The sequence below is a fragment of the Mycobacterium sp. genome, assembly GCF_965229105.1.
Lineage (GTDB): Bacteria > Actinomycetota > Actinomycetes > Mycobacteriales > Mycobacteriaceae > Mycobacterium.
Map to the genome: position 1 here is coordinate 103,868 of NZ_OZ245858.1, position 19,376 is coordinate 123,243.

The following is a 19,376-nucleotide window of genomic DNA, read 5'->3' on the forward strand; positions in this document are numbered from 1 at the left end:
GGCCCGTGACGCCGGCACATCGACTGCGCCGGATGGCCGGCCGCGACCCCCACGAAGAGCACCGGGTCGCCACGCCGCTGGAGCTGCTATTCGACCTGACGTTCGTGATCGCGTTCGGTCTGACCGCGTCGGAGTTTGCCCACCAGCTTTCGCTCAACCACGTCGGCGCCGGCCTGGCCGGGTTCGCCTTCGGCACCTTCGCGGTGAGCTGGGCCTGGATCAACTTCGCGTGGTTCGCCTCGGCGTACGACACCGACGACTGGGTATACCGGCTCACCACCATGCTGCAGATGGTCGGCGTCATCATCCTGGCACTCGGAATCCCACCGATGTTCGCCTCGATCGAACATGGCGAGCACGTCGACAACCAGGTGCTGGTCGCCGGTTACATCGTGATGCGAATTGCCATGGTGTTCCAGTGGTTACGCGCAGCCCGGCAGGATCCGGCCCGCCGCCCTGCATGCCTGGCCTACGCCGCATCGATCACCATCGGCCAGGTCGGCTGGGTCGTCGTGCTGTTCGTCCACACCTCCGTTCCGGTGACATTCCTGTTGTTCGCGCTGATGGTGTTCCTGGAGACCTCAGGCCCCTGGATCGCCGAGCGGCGCTTCGGCGGGACACCCTGGCATGCCCATCACATCGCCGAACGCCACAGCTTGCTGGTCATCATCGCGCTGGGCGAAGGCGTGGTCGGCACGGTGGCCTCCATATCCGCGGTGGTGACCGCGCAAGGGTGGACCGTCGATGCCGTACTGGTGGCGGTCGCCGGAACCGGGCTGACGTTCGGCATGTGGTGGGTGTACTTCGTGGTGCCGTCGGCGCAGCTGCTGCACGCCCACCGGGATCGGTCATTCCGCTGGGGTTACGGCCACATCCCGTTATTCGGCGCCATCGTTGCTACCGGCGCGGGTCTGCATGCCGCCGCGTACTACATCGAGGGGCACTCGAAGCTGGGCTCGGTGGAAACCGTGCTCACCGTTGCGCTCCCCGTCGGGGTCTACATCCTCGGCGTGTTCGGGCTTTACCTGATCCTGACGCATTCGTTGGCCTCGTGGCATCTGCTGATGCTGACCGGTTCGGCTGTCGTCCTCGGCGCGGCAGTCGCCCTGGCAGCGGCGGGCGTGACGATGGCGGTGTGTCTTCTCGTGGTGATGCTGGCGCCGGTGGTGACCGTCGTCGGTTTCGAACTGATCGGCCATCGGCACGCCGAAGACGCGGTCACCCGCGCACGTTCCTGACATCTGTGACCTGAGTTTCCGCGCCGCCCTGCTAGTGGCCGATTGCGCTGGGACAACAGCTCTCCGCGTGGGCTGGCGCAAACCGCGCACTGCGCCAACACGCCGGTGCCTGGTCACAACGCGGTGACGAATCGGCCTCCGGTGTGACGCCCAATCGTTAGGCAACCGCGATACCTCCACGGGGTTTTCCGAGCGCGACACCTGCGAATCACATGATTCACTTGCGTCACATCGGTAACACAAGCTTGTAATTACGAAAATGGAGGAGCGACAGTCGTGAAGCTCGTTGAGAAGTTGCGCGGTACGGCAAGGGCAAACCTGCGCCGGCTGACGGTCGCCGCAGTTGCGGCTGCCGCGCTGCCCGGCCTGATCGGGATCGCCGGAGGCGAGGCGACAGCCGGGGCCTTCTCCCGACCCGGTCTGCCTGTCGAATACATCAATGTCCCATCGCCATCGATGGGCCGAGAGATCCGCATCCAGTTCCAGGGCGGCGGACCGCATGCGGTCTACCTGCTCGACGGTCTGCGTGCCCAGGACGATTACAACGGCTGGGATATCAACACCCCCGCCTTCGAATGGTTCGACGGTTCGGGCATTTCGGTGGTCATGCCCGTCGGCGGACAGTCCAGCTTCTACGCCGACTGGTACCAGCCGTCCCAAGGCAATGGCCAGAACTACACCTACAAGTGGGAGACGTTCCTGACCCAGGAACTGCCCACCTGGCTCGAAGCCAACCGCGGCGTGTCGCGGACCGGCAATGCCACCGTGGGTCTGTCGATGGCCGGTTCGGCATCGCTGACCCAGGCCATCTGGCATCCCGACCAGTTCAGCTATGCCGCTTCGCTTTCCGGCTTCCTCAACCCCTCCGAGGGCTGGTGGCCGACGCTGATCGGGATGGCCATGAACGACGCAGGTGGCTTCAACGCCAACAGCATGTGGGGCCCGTCGAGCGACCCGGCCTGGAAGCGTAACGATCCGATGGTCAACATCAACCGGCTCGTCGCCAACAACACTCGCATCTGGATCTACTGCGGTACCGGTACCCCGTCGGACCTCGACGCAGGCACCAACGGCGGCAACCTGATGGCGGCGCAGTTCCTGGAGGGCTTCACCCTGCGGACCAACGTCACCTTCCGCGATAACTACATCGCGGCCGGTGGCACCAACGGCGTGTTCAACTTCCCCGCGAACGGCACGCACAGCTGGGGCTACTGGGGACAGCAGCTGCAGATGATGGTTCCCGATATGCAGCGTGTGCTCAACGGCGGACCGCCCGCGGCCTGACCTGCTGCACCCTGCACCGACCTGCACCACAGAGGCAGCCCCCGCCACGGCGGGGGCTGTTCTGTGTTGTTGTCCCGCCTATTGATTGAGTACTCATGTATGACTTTTCAGCGAAGGATGAGACGTGAGCGCTCAATCAACGCGAGAGGTGCGACACGCTCTCGGACAGCCGCAGCCGCAGTCCAGTGGCCCGCACCACCCGACGGTCCAGGGCGGCGCGCACCTCGGCCTCAGTACCCACCACCCGGATCTTGGCTTTCGCGCGAGTGACCGCGGTATAGAACAGTTCCCGCGTCAGTAACCGCGAATCCTGTGGCGGCAGAAGCACAGTGACCTCGTCGGCTTGGCTGCCTTGGCTCTTGTGGATGGTCATCGCGTGCATGGTCTCGACCTCCGCAAGTCGGCTGGTCGCGAACTCCAGCGAGCCGGTCGCACCCGCAATCGATGCCCGCAGTGCCTCGTCGCGCAGCACCGTCACGCCGGTATCCCCGTTGTATAACTTCAGGCCATAGTCGTTGGCGGTGACCAGGATCGGGCGCCCGACATACCATTCCGTCCAGAGCGCCTCACCGGTCTCCTCGGTGAGCCACCGCTCGATCTGCCGGTTCCAGTGCCGCACACCCCACGGTCCTTCCCGGTGCGCACACAGTAGGCGATGCCTGTCCAGCGCGGCCAACGCACCTGCGGCATCACCGGCTGCGGCCGCCGCGCGGACGGCCAGCGTGTGCGGGACAAGGACCTGCCGTAGCAGGTAGGCCGCGTTGTCCTCGACGTACTCGATATGCTCTCCGCCCGCCCGCAACAGGTCGAGCACCGTGTCAGCGGCACCGTGGCGAATCGCCTCGGCGAGCCGACCGATGGACTCGCCGAACCGGTGCGACGTGGTCAGCGCGGCGACGTGGACATCTGAGCGGGCGCCGAGCCCGTCGACCAAATCGGCCAGTACCGCGCCGGCTTCCACCGAGGCCAGCTGATCGGGATCGCCGACCAGGATCAACCGGGTGGCCGGCCGCACGGCTTCGAGCAGCCTGGCCATCATCGTCAACGGCACCATCGACGTCTCATCGACGACGATGACGTCATAGGGCAACCGGTTCGCGCGGTGATGCTTGAACCGCGCCGACGTATCGGGCCGCGAGCCCAGAAGCCGATGCAAGGTGACGGCCTGCAGACCGGACAGCCGGGCCTGATCGGCCGCGCCAAGATTGTCGATCTCCGATTGCACGGCCTGCTGCAACCGCGCCGACGCCTTACCGGTAGGTGCGGCCAGCGCGATCCGCGGCCGGGTCCGGCCCGCCAGCTCGGCCTGTTCGGCCAGTAGGGCCAGCAATCCCGCGACAGTGGTGGTCTTACCGGTGCCTGGACCGCCGGTGAGCACAGTTGTCCACTGCGACAACGCAATCTGGGCGGCGTCACGCTGTTCGGTGAACTTCGGGGCGGGGAACACCCGGTCCAGACCCGATGCGAGCGCCACGGGGTCGACGGGAACGTCCAGTCCACCCACTGCCAGCAGATCAGCGCACACCTGCTCCTCCTCCCGGTAGTACCGGTCGAGGTAGAGCAATCGATCCGCATAGAGTCGCAACGCCGGTGGCGTACCGAGCAGTGGACTCGCCTGCACCGCGGTGAGCCACGCGTCGGGTTCGGGCCACGGCAGGTCCAGGCCGAGATCCTCGGCGACAGTCATCAGGTCGACGCAGACCGATCCCGCCCGCAGCGCTCGCACCGTCAAGGCGATGGCCAGCAGCACCCTGTCGTCGGTCTCCGACGTCAGCGCTGCCAGTCGGGTGGCGACGTGCACGTCGGCCGCCTCCAACACACCGGCATCGTTGAAGATGCGCAGCAACCCTTTCGCATCGCGTACCCGCCGCCAGTCGTGCGGATCGTCGACGTCGATGACGCTCACCGCACTCCCTCATCCAGGAGATCCGATAGTGCGCTCACCAGTTCGGCGGGCGGCTTCCAACTGAACACCCCGGCGGGATGACCGTCGGTGAGCGGCGTTTCCGGGCCGCACATGCCACGCAAGAACAGGTACTGCACACCGCCGAGGTGCACAGTGGGAACGTAACCGGGTTGGCGCCAGCGCAGGAATCGGTGCAGAACAACGCAATACAGCAGAGCTTGAAGTGGATAGTCGGAGTGCAGCATGGCTTGGGCCAGCTGCTGCGGACCATAGTCGGCGGCAGTCAGCGGGCGGCCCGGTTCACCGAGCCGGTTGGTCTTGTAGTCGACCACCACATAACGATGCCCATCCCCGTCAGGTACCCGCAGCACCACGTCGATCGAACCGGTCAGATAACCGCGCAGGGACTGTGCACCGAGGACGGGGCTGCGCAGCCGCTCGGCATAGGTCGCCAGTGGATCATCAGCGGGAAGGTACAGCCGGACCAGCTCACCGACATCGGCCAGGGTGGTCTCCCGCGCCGTCGGTCCGGCCAGATCGCCTCCGGCCAAGGGGATCTCGAAGTCCAACTCGCGCAACCTGTTACCGAGCCCGATATCGCGCAACGTCAGACCCGGTGTCAGCGGGCCCAGCGGGGTGTCGTGCACCGCCAGCAGTGCGGTCGCCAATTCGGCGGGGTCTGCGGGGACCGACCACCAGGCGGCGTGCGCGTGGATCTGGTCGGTCAGTTCACCGGCAAGATCGGACGCTGCCGGGTTGGCCGTCTCGAGGACCGCGTGGACCAGTGAACCGAACGCCGTGCCGCCGGGCAGATTGTTCATCGGGGACTCGATCTGCGCGCCGTGAGAGGTCACCGCCACACCGACCGGAATATCCTCGACTTCGTCGTCCTTGCCGGCGATCTCAGGTTCACTGGTGGCCCCGAGCGAGCCCGGTTCGGTCACCTCCGAACCACTGGATCCAGCCGCCCTGATCAACCCCGAGTACGACGTGCGGCGCCAGCGGGTATCGATACCACGGTGGAAATGCCGGACCGCGAGACCGGTCGGGGCGGGCACGGCAGGAACTTCAGGTACGTCACCGATGACGGCCCGCTCGACCACCGGCCCGCCCTCTTCGGTCCAGGCGCGAAAACACGCCACCGCGTCGGTATCGGTGATCCCCCTGCGACATTCCTCGACCACGTCGGCATCGCCACGGGCCCTGCCGCGCAGCAACCGCGAAAGCCCGCCGTTGACCTCATCTTTGGTCGGCGCCCACCACGCGATAACCTGCGACTGGGCGCGGGTCAGTGCGACATAGGCCAGTCGGAGGCGTTCCCTGGCATCTTCGGCGCGGCCCGCTCTGGCGGCGTCTTCGAAGTCCACGGCTGTCGGTCCGCCGATGTGCAGGCAGCGGCGCCCGTGCACATCGTGGAACGCGATCACTTCACTGCCGCCGACCCAACGGTTGAAACTGAAGGGCAGGTAGACAATCGGGTACTCCAGCCCCTTACTCGCCCAGACCGTCATCACCTGCACGCCGGCCGCGTCACTGTCCAGGCGCCGGTTGCGCTCGGCGCGGCGCTGCTCGGTGCACCGGTCGCGCAGCCAGTCCCGCAGCGCAGGCACCCCAAGGCGTTCACGGTGCGCAACGTCTTGAAGTAGTTGACCGATATGGGCCAGGTCGGTCATCATCCGCTGCCCGCCACGATCAGTGAGCACGCGCCGGCTCATCCCGGCCACATTGGCAGCTTCGAAGACCGCCGAGATACCGCGCTCGCGGGCGTGGTCAGCCCATTGACGCAGGGTATCGGCGACGCTGTCTGTCAACGCGTCACCCTGGTGGACCACCTCTTCGAGGGAATGCCCGAAGAAGGCTGTGGCGGCCACGGCGCGAACGAGGCCGCTGCGGTGGGTCTGATCGAAACCGTCGAGCAGGCACAGCCATTCCGCGGCCGCTACCGAGGAGAAGATATTCGAGTCGCCGGTGTAGACCGCGGGTATACCCACCTCGACCAACGCGTCATAGCAGCGGCGCGCATCGGCATGGCTCTCGACGATGACCGCGATATCTCCGGCTGCCAGCGGCCGATCGGCAAAGGTCGCACCGCCGGCCAGGGTTGCGGCGATATCGGCAGCCAGATCGCGAGCGATATGAGTGCGCACTTCGGCGATCGGAATGCTCTGGGTGCGTTGGTAACCCAGCATGGCCCGATCCACCACCCGCAGCCGAAACGGTGCGTTGTTTGGCGCCCCCGCCAGCCGGTGCCCCTGGTGGGCGGCATCGACATCGTGTACGACGATGGCGGCGTCGCCGAGGGCCGCACCACGCAGCACGGTCGCCAGGCTGCCGACCAGGGCGCTATCGCTACGCCAGTTGGTGCCGAGCGTGAACTGGGTGCCTGCGGTCCGCGCCGCCTCCAGGTAGGCGTCGATATCGCCGCCGCGGAACGCATAGATCGCCTGTTTGGGGTCACCGATCAGGATCAGGGTCGAGTGACCACGAAATGCCCGGTCGACGACCTGCCATTGCACCGGGTCGGTGTCTTGGAACTCGTCGATCATCACGATGCGCCACCGTCGGCGCATCCGCACCCGGGCCGGGGCATCCTCGGGACCTAGCGCATCCGCGAGCCGCGACAGCAGGTCATCAAAGTGCAGGATGCCGAGCCGGCGTTTGCGAATATCGAGCTCTGCCAGCACATCCCTGGCAAACCCGAGCCGCTCGTAGGCCACTGTTCCCACCGGCGGATCGATGGGTCGCAATTCGGTCCCGGCCTTGTCCACCACGGCGGTGGCCAGCTCCAGTGCAGCGGCGCGGTCGAACGTCGGCCGCTCCGATCGACCGCCGAACCGGCGCAAGTAAACATCATCGACGATCTCATGCACCAGGTCACCGAGATCCTCGACCAGGCTCACACCGGCATCGCTATCGCCGGCCACCCCAAGTGATTTCAACACCAGTTGGCAGAATTCGTGTGTGGTGGCGATGGTCGCGGCGTCGAATTCGGCGAGCGCATCGCGCAACCGGCTGTGCCTGGCGGCGCGCTGCGCATCGGTACCGGACAGCAGAGACTCGATCAAGTCATTGCGCTCCGAAGGTCCACCACCCTCGAAAACCGCTACCGCCTCAACGATCTGGTTGCGTACGCGTTCGCGTAGCTCGGCCGTCGCGGCCCGGCTGAACGTGATGAGCAGCATATCGTCGAGCGTGGCGGCACCGTCGGCGAGATAGCGAGTGACCAGCCCCGCCAGGACGAAGGTCTTTCCGGTGCCCGCGCTGGCTTCGAGCACGGTTGTCGAACCCGGCGCAGGCAGTGGCCCCAATAGATTGAATCGATCCATCATCGCTGGCGCCTCTCCGCCCGCAGCAGCGGAAGCCACAACCGGGCGGCGAACGCGCCCAGTCTGGTGTCCTCCCCGGCCATCTCCTCGCCCGCGCGGGGAGCGGTCAGCAGCGCCTCGAACGGTGCAGGCGGTCCGCCCCAGACCCGAACATGTGCAGGTTCGCTGTCGTCGCCGCCGAACTTGCTCGTCCACGTGCGACGGGCGGGGATCTCCGGGTCTCTGCCCCGCAGGCGGGTACTTGCCCAGGTGTAGGACGTCTTGACCGGCAACGGAATTGGTTCGGCACGCCCGGCGTCATATAAAGCGATCAAATCTCGAAGCACCGTGGCAGCACCTTCAGCGGGCAGGCCAAGCGTCCTGGTCAGCACGGGTTCGTCACCACCGCGGCCGATGCACACCGCAGACCAGTCCCGGTCGGGTTCGGCGACGGCCAGGGCGAGCATGCGCACCCACGGGTCGAGTAGGTGCCTGCCGTCGAGTCGGGAGAACGTCGAGGACACCACCTTCTCGCCGTAAACCGGTGTAACCGTACCGGTCAGCCGGCGCTCGCCGTTCAGGTCGATATCGATATCGACAGCGCGCGGCACGACGTCGCGGAACTGAGCCTCGGCGGTGGCGAGTTCCTCTGCGCCGTCCCGGATCTCCTTGGCCTGGCGCCACCCGAGCTGGCCCGGCGGCATGGTGCCGCGGCGCCATTCGGCGTCCAACACCCAGCGACGGTCCTGACCACGGCGTAGATCCCCCAGCATCTGCTCGCCGACCTGCCAACGCGCCAACCCGTCGAGTTCGATGGGCATCGCATCATCGATCCCTTCGACATCGCGCGGCAACGCCATATCGACCGTCCGAAAGAAATGCCGGACCGGGTTCTTGACGAATGCGATGAGGTCGGCCAACGCCACGTCGCCGGTCGGCACCGTCAACAACAGCCCCTGCGGAAATGCCTGCGGTTCACGTTGCGTCCCCGTCGCCGCCCTTGCCGCGGTCAGCACGGTCGGATCGAAGGTGAACGGCGTCGGCACGCCGAGCTCTCCCGGCGTCACGTTTCGAACATCGAAGGGCTGCAACGGATGTTCGATCACGATTCGGTCGCGAACGGCTTCCGTCGTGCACTGGTCGAGCGCGTCCAGCAGCTCTGCCAGCGGCACCGCGGGTGGCCTGCGGTGCCCGCTGTACTCGTCGGCGCCGGTATAGGTGATCACCAGCTTCTCCGTCGCCGACATCACCGCGTCCAACAACAGTTGGCGGTCCTCGGACCGGATATCGCGTTCGCCGGTCATCGGTCGGCGCGCCAGCACGTCATCGCCGTCGACGGCGTCGATGCGGGGGAACACCCCGTCGTCTAGGCCGACCAGGCAGACCACCCGGTGCGGAATGGACCGCATGGGCACCATGGTGCACACGGTCAGGGTCCCGGTGCGAAAATTGGCCCTGGTGGGGCGGCCGGCCAGCTGCCGATCCAGCAGCGACCGAATATCGTTGAGCCGCATCGGCATATCGGCGCGCGCGTCGGCCCGTTCGATGGTGTCGGCAAACTCGCGGTACAGCTGGGAGGTCTGCCAGCCGTCAGCGCCGTCGGCGCGGGTCAGCAGACCCACCCCGTCTCGCAGGGTCTCGATCCACTGGCACAGTGGCCGGGTGCCCGACAGTGCGTCGATCACCGCGGTGAGGCGGTCGACGTATTCGGCGACCCGACCGGCGAGTTCGACCTTGTTGCTGCCCACATCATCAAGTGGCAACGTCGTGCCGAGCCAAGCCTGTGCGTCGTCGGACATCGCAACGCCGGACAGCACCCGGTCGAGCCCGAAGCGCCAGGTGTTCTGCACATAGGTGTCGAGCTGGTACCGCGCGCGATGCGCGTTGTCGATACCCCACCGGATGCCTGCGTCGCGCACCCAACCGGTGACCGCTTCCAGGTCGTCGTCGGTGAAACCGAAACGGGCGCGCACCGGTGCGGCTTCGGCCAGGTTCAACACCTGGCTCGCCGTCGCTCTGCCGTCGGCCAGCGCCAGCACTGCGGCGGCCACCCCCAACAGCGGGTTGGTCTGTACCAACGAGCGGTCGGCGAGCCGCACCCGCAGCCGATGCGCCGGATGTTGTTCGCCGACAACGTCTCCGAGGCCAAAACCCGCAACGATCAACGGCGCATAGGCTTCGATGTCGGGGCACATGACCAGGATGTCGCGCGGTTCCAGCGTCGGGTCGTCGGCGAGCAGACCGAGTAAGACCTCACGCAGGACATCGATCTGACGGGCAGGCCCGTGACAGCTGTGCACCTGCACCGAGCGGTCATCCGCCAGCAGGTGACGTGCGGTCGGGCGAACGCTATCGGCACCGATATCAGATTGCAGCCAGCCGAGCAGGGTGGTGGGCCGGGCCGGTGCGCCGCCGACGTACTCATCGACCACATCTGCGGTGGGCAGGCTGCGCCGCAGTTCACGCAGATCGCGTCCCAATGTCGCCAGCAGCGGATGCCTGACCTGGAGACGGTCCTCATCCTCGGTGCGCGGGACTGGTCGCGCCTGACTGGGCAGCCTGCGCCACAGCTGGTCGCTGGAATGCGGCAACCACACATGCAGATCGTGATGGACGGAAACTGCTTCGAGGAGAGCGATATCCGTGCTCGACAGCCGGGTGTGACCAAAGAGCGATAACCGGGCGGGCAGGTCCGTTGGTGCCGAACGCAACCGGGCAACGGTGGTGGCGAACCGCGTCGCCGGAGTATCGATGGCCAGCCGCGCACACACTTCCCGCCACAGGTGTGGTTGCCAGCCCAGATCCGGATCCAACTCACCGCCCGCACCGTCGGTGCCACGGCCGGCGCTCCAGTCGACCAGCAGCTGCGGCCGCTGGGCGGCGTAGGACGCAAAGAGCCCGGCGATCCGGCGCGCGGTGGCGAACCTTCTGCCCTGGCGCAGTACGGCTTCCTCGCCGGTGTTGAAATGCCCAAGGTGCGCAGCCAATGTCGAGCACCACGGCTCGTCCAGGCTGCTGTCGATCACGTCGAGCACCGACCAGACCAGGGTGTCGGGCGCCCACGGGTCCTGCACCCCCGGCGCCCGCGCGGTGCCGGTCAACTCTGCGATCAACGACCCGGGCGACCGGAATGCCACCCCCGCGCAAACCCCGTCGGTGCCTCCACCGCCGGTATCTTTGCCGCCGGTATCTTTACCGCCGGTATCTTTACCGCGGCGGCCCAGCACATGCGAGAGCCGCTGACTGAGCCACCGCTCGACGCCCCGTGCAGGAACCAGGACAAGTTCCTCGGCGAACGGATCAGCCAGCGGCGTCGCAAGCAGGGCGCCGAGGCTGTCCGCCAACAGGTCGGTGCGCTCGGCGCGGTGGACGTGAAATGCCATCGCCGCCCAGCCTAGGGGGCCGGTCCGGCGCCATTTGTAGCAATCCCTGCGGAAGCTGTCGGCTCGCTGCCAGGCCGGCCGGATACTGTCTGCGCCCGTGTCCAGCTTCGACCCAAACGGCAGCGGTTCCTACTACTCCGAAACCAACGGCGCCCCGGGTTACGGCGGGCCACCGCAGCAACCCTGGTACCGCAGCGCACCTGTGCTGCTCGGCTGCGGTGCCCTGGCCATTATTGTGCTGGCGGCGTTGGCTTTTGCCGTCATGAAGCTTGCGGCGCCCGCAACGACTCCGACCGCCGCGACATCGACTCCGGCCAGCTCGACAACCGCGAGCACCCACCACAGCGGGGGCGGTAACGGGCAGACCATCATCACCGAGGCACCGGAGACGGTGACGGCCACGGCCACGGATGCGCCTGCCGTCACCGACACGCCGACCACCACCGCCGCGACCACCACCACGACTGACACCGCGACTGACACCGCGACGACGACGGTGCCCACCGACACCAGCACCGTCACCCAGACCGTGACTGCCACACCGACCAGGCCGAACTTCGGCGGCAACGGCTTCAACAACGGCGGCGGTTTCAACCCCAACGGCGGCCACGACGGCTCCAACAACGGAGCCCACTGAGTCTTAGGCCGGCGGCGTCCAGGCCACGGGTAGTCGCTTGATGCCGTGAATGAAGGCCGAGCGCAGGATCGCCGGTTCGGCCGTCGCGACGATATCGGGGATCTGCCTGTGCAACTCCTCGTAGGCCAACCGGATCTCGCGGCGGGCCAGGTTGGCCCCGAGGCAGAAGTGGGCACCACCGCCGCCGTAGCCGAGTTGTGGATTCGGGCTGCGGGTGACGTCGAAGCGCCACGGGTTGTCGAACTTCTCCTCGTCGCGGTTCGCCGAGCAGTACCACAACGAAACTTTGTCGCCCGCTTTCATTTTCGTGCCGCGCATCTCGATATCCTCGGTCAGCGTGCGGCGCATGAAGCTCAGCGGTGAGGCCCAGCGGACGATCTCCTCGACCGCGGTCGGTGCGATACCGTCGAAATCAGCCCACCACCGCTCGCGCTCGCCGGGGAAATGACTCAACGCAACCATGCCGTGGCTGATGGCATTGCGGGTCGTTTCGTTGCCCGCGGCGGTCAGCAAGATGAAGAACGAGGCGATCTCGCTGGAGTTCAGACTCTCCCCATCCACCTCGGCCTGCACCAGTGCGGTCGTCAGGTCCGAACCCGGATGGGCCCGCCGGCTCTCCGCGAGCTCGACCCCGTAGGCAGCGATTTGCATGGTGATCGAAACTAATTCGTCGTGATCGACGGTGATCTCGTCGTCACCGACCCCCAACAACACGGTGGTCCAATGGAACACTTTCGAGCGATCCTCTTCCGGGATGCCCATCATGTCGCAGATGATGGCCAGCGGGAGCGGCGCGGCGAGTTCGGCGACGAAGTCGCACTGCCCGTCGGGATGATTCGCCACCATCGCCGAGACCAGGTTGCGGGCCTGATCGCGCACGCTCGCCTCGATCCGGGCCAATACTTTCGGCGTGAAAGCCCGGTTGACGATGGTGCGCAGTCGCAGGTGTCGCGGGTCGTCCAGCGAGATCATCGAACCGACGAACTCGGCGATCTCCGGGTCGACATCCAGCAACGAAGTGCTGGTGGGTACCGAACTGAAGATCTCCGGATGTCTGCTCGCGAAATGGACGTCCTCGTGTTTGGTCAGCGCCCAGTGCCCCGCGCCCGAGATGAAGCCCTCGAATTCCGGTGTCTGCCAAAACGACACCGGCGCCTCCCGGCGCAGCGCGGCGAAGCAACCGTCACGGCGGTCTTCGTCCTGCTCCCAGAATCCCAGCGAATGCAGATCGACATCGGAAAGCGCCACCCGCGGGGGCGGCGCACCGTTCTCGCGAGGTGCGATACCAGTCCGGCTTGTTGTCACAGTCATTGTTGACCTCCCCTGACCGAGTGTGACATCCGTCACCGCGCGGGTCCAGAGATTTAGCATCAGCGCCGCTGGCGCGCATGTGGCGATCGAATGACATCGGTGTAATCACGCCGCTTTTACCATCGCACCTTCAGAATCTCCTGCAGACACGCCGAAAGTGGTCGACAATCCAATACCAATGGCCACTCCCGCACCATCGCCCGCTGCACCAGGCACGCCGCCCCTGGCCCGTCGTCGGTGGCTGATCGTCGCGGTGTCGACCGTCGTCGCCGTCGTCGCGGTCACCGCCGTCATCGTGATCAACCAGGCCCGGGTGACGTTCGAAGAACGCACCGCCCAGGCATTCACGGTTGGTGACTGCGTGGTGATTCCCGCGGCGGCGCCCAACGTGGTGCGCGCCGCAAAGTCATCGTGCGCGGTGGACCCGAGCTACACCATCGGCGCCACCACCACCGCGGCCGGATCCTGCCCCAGCGCCGAATATCAGCGGTTCCCGGCAACCGCCGCCGACGAGCCAACCGCCACGCTGTGCCTGGTGCCGAACCTGATTGCCGACCACTGCTATCAGATGGAACTACCGGTCGGCATCGTCACCAGGGCCACCTGCACACCGTCTGGCTCCGAACCCCCCACCGGCGTCCTGGTGCAGGTCACCCAGCGCCTCGACGTCCGCGACCAGGCGGCGTGCCCGACGGCCAGTGGCCACTACGCCTGGCCGTACCCGGCTCCGGCGCGGACCTACTGCACGCAGACGATCTATTGATCAGCTCGGTAGTCGGCGGTTGATCAGCAGACCCGCCCCCGTGGCGAGGGCGACCAACAGAACACCGATCCGCAGCCAGCCCGAGCTCGCGTCACCAGGGACGGTCTCGTAGCCGATCTGCTGTTGCAGTGTGGAATACACGCTGTTCAGCTGCTCCAGGCTGGACGCCCGGAATGCTTCACCGCCGGACAGATCGGCGATGTGTTTGAGGTCCTCGTCGTCGACCGGTACCGGCTGCGTCTGGTTATCGATCTCGACAGTGCCGCCGGTCGTACCGAACGAGATCGTCGAAATCGGGACGCCCTGTTCCTTGGCCGTGCTGGCCGCAGTGAACGCACCCTTGGGGTCGTCGGGATTCGACGGCACCGTCTCCTTACCGTCGGACTCCAACACGATGCGGGCGGGCGCGGGCTGATCGTTACCACCCATGATGGCGCCGACGGTGGCGATGGCCTGCAGCGCGGTGAAGATCGCCTCACCGGTCGCGGTCCGGTCCTCGGGCGCAAGTCGGTCGATCGCCGCCTTCATCAGGGCCCGGTTGGTGGTCGGCGCCACCAGAACCGTTGCGGTCCCGCCGAAGGCGATCAGCCCGAGATTGATACCGGGCGTGAGCTCGTCGACGAATTTCTTCCCCGCCGCCTCCGCCGCCAGCAGTCGGCTCGGTGCCACATCAGTGGCCCGCATCGATTCGGATACGTCGATAACCAGCATCACCACCGCACGGTCGCGCGGGATGCGGATATCGCGGGTCGGACCGGCCATCGCCACGGTCAACGTCAACAGTGCACAGATGACCAGGATCGCCGGCACATGCCGCCATCGGCCGGTCCGTTTCGGCGCGACGCTCACCAGCAGGTCCATATTCGCAAAGCGCAGTACCTGGCTGTGCCTGCGACGGTTCACGATGACGTACAGCGCTGCGACGACGACAGCGGACAGCGCGAACGCGAAGAACCAGGCGTGCGCAAAACTCGACAGTGTCATCGGCCCCAGTAAGGGCAAGGTCACAGGGCCACTCCGTCGCTGGTCGTTTCCTCGAAACTAGAAAGCGGAGCTGGGGAAAGGGCACCGATGCGGTGCGAACCTGCTGTGCATCGTCAACGCGGACCGGAAATGACCACCACCGGGCTCCATACTGGCGCCATGCACCCGGCTTCGACGCCGCTGACGCTGGCCACTGCGCTGAGTTCATGGCGCCTCGACGTGTCATCGGCTGTGGCAATTGTGGTGATCGGCGGTTCCTACCTCCGGGCCATCGGGGTCCAGCGCCGTCGCGGGGCCGCGATCGACAGCGCAGCGGCATGGTGTTTCGGCATCGGGTGCGGCCTGTGGGTGCTGGCGACGATGAGCATGATCAGCGTCTACGCCGATGTGCTGTTCTGGGTGCGAGCCCTGCAGGTCCTGGTGCTGCTGTTCCTGGTTCCACTCCTCCTCGCGATGGGCCGGCCGCTGACACTGTTGCGGGACACGCTGGGTTCCCGATCTCGAGATCGCTTCGATCAGCTCCTTGCCTCCCGGGCGGCTCGCGTTGCCGCACACCCGGTTTCGACGTCGATAGCGATGCTGGGCACCCCGTGGCTGCTCTACCTCACCTCGTGGTACCGCGCAGCCCTGGAGAACTCCGCGGTCGCGGCGGCGACCAATGGGTTGCTCGTGCTGATCGGATTCGGCTACTTCTACGCCCGGTTGCAGGCCGACCCAGTGCCCCGGCGGTTCTCGCAGCTGATCTCGGTGGTGATCAGCATCGTCGAGACCATCGGCGACGGCCTGCTCGGACTGGTCCTGTGGCTGGGGCCGTTGATCGCCGCCGATTATTACGCGGGCCTGCAACGCACCTGGGGGCCGAGCCTGCGCCTGGATCAGACGATCGGTGCAGGGGTGTTGTGGATCGTCGGGGACGTCCTCGGCGTGCCATTCCTGATCATGCTGATGCGTGCACTGTCGGTCGACGAGCAGGCTCGTTCCGTCGAGGTCGACGCGGTCCTGGAGCTGGACACGGCGACCGTGTCGACGTTGTGGTGGGAGAACGATCCGCAGCTCAAAGACCGGTTCAGTTGACACACGGGATGCCGCCACCATCCACTGGGGCACCGTGATCGGGGGTCGGCGAGGTCGAGGTCGTCGTATCGGTTGACGTCGTATCGGTTGACGTCGTATCGGTTGACGTCGTATCGGTTGAAGTTGTGCCGCTTGATGTCGCGGTGGTTTCCGCCGAGGTCGTCGACAACTCCTCGACACTCGGCAGCGTGAAACCGGATGCGAGAACTACCCGGACGTGCCCAGCGGGCACCGCCGAGTTGGGATCGGCCGGGACGTCGCCCAACAGGGTGCTGATTTCTTCGGCGTCTGCTTCCGAACCGGGTCCGTATTCGATGGACGTCGTCTTTGGGTCATCCTCGGTCGGATCGCGCACCTCACCCTCGGTGAAGCCATGCTCGGTCAAGCGGCCCGACACCTTGGTCGCCAGCCCAGAGGTCTGGCTGGCGTTGACCACGTCGACGGTGCTCGACGGCACCCGCTCGGTGGTGGTCGACTCTCCGTCGGAGAACGCGGCCCGCACCTGAGCCTTGATCTGCTGCGGATCGATGATGTTGACGTCCTGGCCGTTTTCGACGTCGTAGCGCAGCACCGGCAGTGTCTCGAACTGCGCACCGCCGTCGGCGAGTGCCCCGAGTCGCTTGAACTGGTCGATATCCCACCCCGCGGAGAAGACGATGTCCTTGCGGGCGATATCCATCAGATTGTTGAGCTTGGTCAGGTCAGAGAACGTGCCCGAATCCTGCAGCTGATGTACCACCGAGACCAGGAACGCTTGCTGGCGGTGGGTGCGGTCGAGATCACCGTTATCGAGTCCGTGACGCTGACGGACGAACGCCAACGCCTGGGTCGCATCGAGCCACTGCCGACCGGCAGGCAGATCGACGCCCGAATAGCTGTCCTGCACAGGATGATTGAGGCACACCTCGACCCCACCGAGGGCATGCGCGAGATCGTAGAAACCGGCCAGGTTGACCTCAGCGAAGGCGTCGATCGGTACCCCGACCAGATTGCGGACGGCACTGATGGTCGCCGCGCGGCCCGCTTCCCTGCCCTGCATTTCCAGCGTGGCACGATCGTCCACGCCTTCATCGACGAGTTTCTGCTCGGTGTAGAACTTGGTCAGACCATAGGCCTCTTTGATCTTGATGTGGCGATAGCCGGGGACACGGTTGAACGTGACGTAGTCATCACGCGGGATCGAGAATGCCTTGACGGCGTTGTCCGCGCTGATGTGCACCAGGATCAGCGTGTTCGTGTTGTACCCGCCGGACTCCGAATCACCCGCATGCAGCTGATCGAGAACCTCCTGCGGCAGCTCATTGCCCTGCTGGTCTTTGCGTGAGTCCAGGCCGATCAGCAGGATGTTCATCGCACCACCACCGGACCGGTCGGCATCGCCGGGCAGCGCCGCTGAGACGGTGAAACCGCCGAGCACATCACGGGTCGTCCACCACATCATTCCCGTGGCCACGACGGCGACGACGGACGCCAGCCCAATCAGCGCCCTGACCACCCGAAACCCCCAGGACGGACCGGTCGGGGGCATCCGGTGCCGGACCGGAGCATGCTGACTCACCGGCGGGCTTATCGCCGCGCCGGGGGCTCCCTCCGTCTCGCCCGCGTCCAACACGCTCTCACTACAGCAGGCGAACGCCCGCTGAGCCAGTCCGCGGAGGTCAGGCCGCCTCGACGACCGCCCTGATGCGCTCCAGGGTTTTGGTCATATCGCGGATATTGCGGCGCTTGCGCAGCTGGCCGCCGAAGAGCCCGAACACCGTCGTCATGAGCCCGTCGGTCATCCGGAACGACTCGGTGACATCGGTTCCGTCCCCGGCAGGCGCGAAGGCGTAATGCCAGTTGTTGACCGGCTTACCGCCAAGGAGCACCTCAAAGCCGAACTCGCGGTTGGGTTCACACGCCGTGACCCGGCAGGTGGTCCAGTAGACCGGGCCGATCTCGTTGCGTTTCACGTGGCCGCGGAAGGTGGCGCCGAGCGCGGGGCCCGTCGCGCCGTCGAGCCATTCGGCCTCGAACGTTTCCGGCGAGAACTTGCCGGTGTTGCGGATATCGGCGACGAGGTTCCAGATGTCGTCGGCGGGGGCGGCCATGTGGACGGTTACCGAGGCGTGCATGTGGCGATCATAGGCACCGGTTCAGCCCAACAGACGGCTGATCGAGCGCATAGGTATCGGCAGCCAGTTCGGCCGGTACCGGGCTTCGTAACCCGCCTCGTACACCGCCTTGTCCAGCTCGTAGGCCGCCAACAGCGTCTGGGCCTCCCGCGGATCCACCCCGGACACTGCCGCGTAGCCATCACAGAAGGCCTGTGTGTTGCGATCGATCCAGTCGCGGGCCAGGGCCAGCTGTTCCTCGCTCGGTGCCTCACCTTCCCCCAAGCCCCGTCCGATCAGCGGCTGATAGGCCGCGTACTCATAGGACCGCAACATGCCCGCGACGTCGCGCAGCGCCGAATCGGGTCGACGGCGATCATCGAGAGGAGTGCCCGGCTCCCCTTCGAAATCGATCAGCAGCCAGGTCTGCTCGGTGCGCAGCACCTGACCGAGGTGCAGGTCACCGTGCACCCGCTGCACGGTGACGGACTCGCCGACGAGTTTGTTGAAGCGCTCCTCGATCGCCGGCAGCAGCGGCTTCAACTCCGGAGCGGACGCAGCGGCCACCGCCACGCGCGCCAACGCGTTCTCCACCGGAAAATCCGCTGACGACGCGCCAAGCTCGTCGGCCAGTACGGAATGCACCGAGGCGACGGCCTCACCGAGCCGGTAGGACTCACCGGTGAAATCACTGACCGCTCCGGCGTAGACATCGCGTGCACTCGCGGTCGCCATATCCCAGCCCTCGGCAGAGTTCGGCGCAAAGGCGGCGATCATGCCGAGCGCGCAGGGCTCCCCAGCCCAGGTGGTGTCGTAGGAACCCATCAGCAGCGCCGCATTCGGATTCCCGGCCCGGCCCAGCACGCGGTTCAATTCGATATCGGGGTTGATCCCCGCACTGATCCGACGGAACGCCTTGAACATCGCGGCTTGGCCGAAGATGACGCTGGTATTGCTCTGCTCAGCACTGGACACCCGCGGTACGGCGTCGACCGGCAGGGACACCCCAGGTTCCTTGGTGAACACCACCTCGCCGCACGTGGTGGACGAATCGAAGAGCGACATCAGATAGCTCGCCGCTGACGGGTCGTACAACGCGTCGTAGCCGTGGCGCCCGTCGTCTTCTCCGATCACCGCAGCGAGGTGATAGTCGGCGATCGGGTCGGCAGACCACCGCACGATGACCTGGTAGCGCTCGGAGGAGCCATCGGCGTAGACCGCATCCACCAGCGTCAGATCCAGGTCGTCGCGCAGTGCCACCACCGCACCGGGTTCGGCAGATAGCAGCGTCTTGGTCCGGCCCGCGTACCACCGCTGCGTGGGCAGCCACTTCGCGAACGGCAAGGTCACGTGTTCATCTCCATGTTGGTCCCTTACCCGAAGACCCCAGTCCTCAAC

The 19,376-nt window shown here is 66.1% G+C and carries 13 protein-coding genes; 5 read left to right on the top strand and 8 right to left on the bottom strand.

Annotated features, from left to right (window positions below):
- The first annotated feature begins 32 nt into the window (after positions 1-32).
- Together ADBZ9O_RS00505 and ADBZ9O_RS00510 are read left to right on the top strand one after the other, a co-directional pair.
- Positions 33-1,238, top strand: coding sequence for a low temperature requirement protein A (locus ADBZ9O_RS00505; RefSeq protein WP_526533742.1), 1,206 nt, complete (start codon positions 33-35; stop codon positions 1,236-1,238).
- Between the two features lie 276 nt (positions 1,239-1,514).
- Positions 1,515-2,522 (top strand): alpha/beta hydrolase, encoded by a 1,008-nt coding sequence (locus tag ADBZ9O_RS00510; protein WP_526527535.1) that lies wholly within the window; start codon positions 1,515-1,517, stop codon positions 2,520-2,522.
- A 136-nt stretch (positions 2,523-2,658) separates the two neighbouring features.
- On the opposite strand, the gene recD is transcribed toward ADBZ9O_RS00510, so the two are convergent.
- The 3 genes from recD to recC are packed head-to-tail and all read right to left on the bottom strand — an operon-like array spanning position 2,659 to position 11,116.
- The gene (recD, locus tag ADBZ9O_RS00515) at positions 2,659-4,428 is read right to left on the bottom strand and encodes an exodeoxyribonuclease V subunit alpha (protein WP_526527536.1); all 1,770 of its coding nucleotides are present in this window, start codon (positions 4,426-4,428) and stop codon (positions 2,659-2,661) included.
- Positions 4,425-7,754 (bottom strand): UvrD-helicase domain-containing protein, encoded by a 3,330-nt coding sequence (locus ADBZ9O_RS00520; RefSeq protein ID WP_526533744.1) that lies wholly within the window; start codon positions 7,752-7,754, stop codon positions 4,425-4,427. Before ADBZ9O_RS00520 ends, recD begins: the two co-directional genes overlap by 4 nt.
- Complete coding sequence (gene recC, locus ADBZ9O_RS00525; protein ID WP_526527537.1) at positions 7,754-11,116, bottom strand: exodeoxyribonuclease V subunit gamma; 3,363 nt, start codon at positions 11,114-11,116, stop codon at positions 7,754-7,756. The genes ADBZ9O_RS00520 and recC overlap by 1 nt, the downstream gene beginning before the upstream one ends.
- A 97-nt stretch (positions 11,117-11,213) precedes the next feature.
- Between recC and ADBZ9O_RS00530 the strand changes: the two genes are divergently transcribed.
- Positions 11,214-11,753 carry a hypothetical protein gene (locus ADBZ9O_RS00530; protein WP_526527538.1) on the top strand — a complete coding sequence of 180 codons (540 nt, stop codon included), beginning with the start codon at positions 11,214-11,216 and terminating at the stop codon, positions 11,751-11,753.
- Between the two features lie 3 nt (positions 11,754-11,756).
- On the opposite strand, the gene ADBZ9O_RS00535 is transcribed toward ADBZ9O_RS00530, so the two are convergent.
- Positions 11,757-13,064, bottom strand: coding sequence for a cytochrome P450 (locus tag ADBZ9O_RS00535; RefSeq protein ID WP_526527539.1), 1,308 nt, complete (start codon positions 13,062-13,064; stop codon positions 11,757-11,759).
- 178 nt (positions 13,065-13,242) lie between these two features.
- Between ADBZ9O_RS00535 and ADBZ9O_RS00540 the strand changes: the two genes are divergently transcribed.
- On the top strand, positions 13,243-13,827 hold the full coding sequence (locus ADBZ9O_RS00540; RefSeq protein WP_526527540.1) for a hypothetical protein: 585 nt from the start codon (positions 13,243-13,245) through the stop codon (positions 13,825-13,827).
- On the opposite strand, the gene ADBZ9O_RS00545 is transcribed toward ADBZ9O_RS00540, so the two are convergent.
- Positions 13,828-14,835, bottom strand: a complete 1,008-nt coding sequence (locus ADBZ9O_RS00545) for a vWA domain-containing protein (protein WP_526527541.1) — start codon at positions 14,833-14,835, stop codon at positions 13,828-13,830. It abuts the gene before it with no gap.
- Positions 14,836-14,970: 135 nt separating this feature from the next.
- Between ADBZ9O_RS00545 and ADBZ9O_RS00550 the strand changes: the two genes are divergently transcribed.
- Positions 14,971-15,885 (top strand): cytochrome c oxidase assembly protein, encoded by a 915-nt coding sequence (locus tag ADBZ9O_RS00550; protein ID WP_526527542.1) that lies wholly within the window; start codon positions 14,971-14,973, stop codon positions 15,883-15,885.
- Here ADBZ9O_RS00550 and ADBZ9O_RS00555 read toward each other — a convergent pair.
- The 3 genes from ADBZ9O_RS00555 to ADBZ9O_RS00565 form a co-directional block, all read right to left on the bottom strand.
- Positions 15,878-17,413, bottom strand: a complete 1,536-nt coding sequence (locus ADBZ9O_RS00555; protein ID WP_526533746.1) for an LCP family protein — start codon at positions 17,411-17,413, stop codon at positions 15,878-15,880. The genes ADBZ9O_RS00550 and ADBZ9O_RS00555 overlap by 8 nt on opposite strands.
- Positions 17,414-17,543: 130 nt before the next feature.
- Positions 17,544-17,999, bottom strand: coding sequence for an SRPBCC family protein (locus ADBZ9O_RS00560; protein WP_526527543.1), 456 nt, complete (start codon positions 17,997-17,999; stop codon positions 17,544-17,546).
- Positions 18,000-18,020: 21 nt separating this feature from the next.
- Positions 18,021-19,328 (bottom strand): maltokinase N-terminal cap-like domain-containing protein, encoded by a 1,308-nt coding sequence (locus ADBZ9O_RS00565; RefSeq protein WP_526527544.1) that lies wholly within the window; start codon positions 19,326-19,328, stop codon positions 18,021-18,023.
- Between the last annotated feature and the right edge of the window lie 48 nt (positions 19,329-19,376).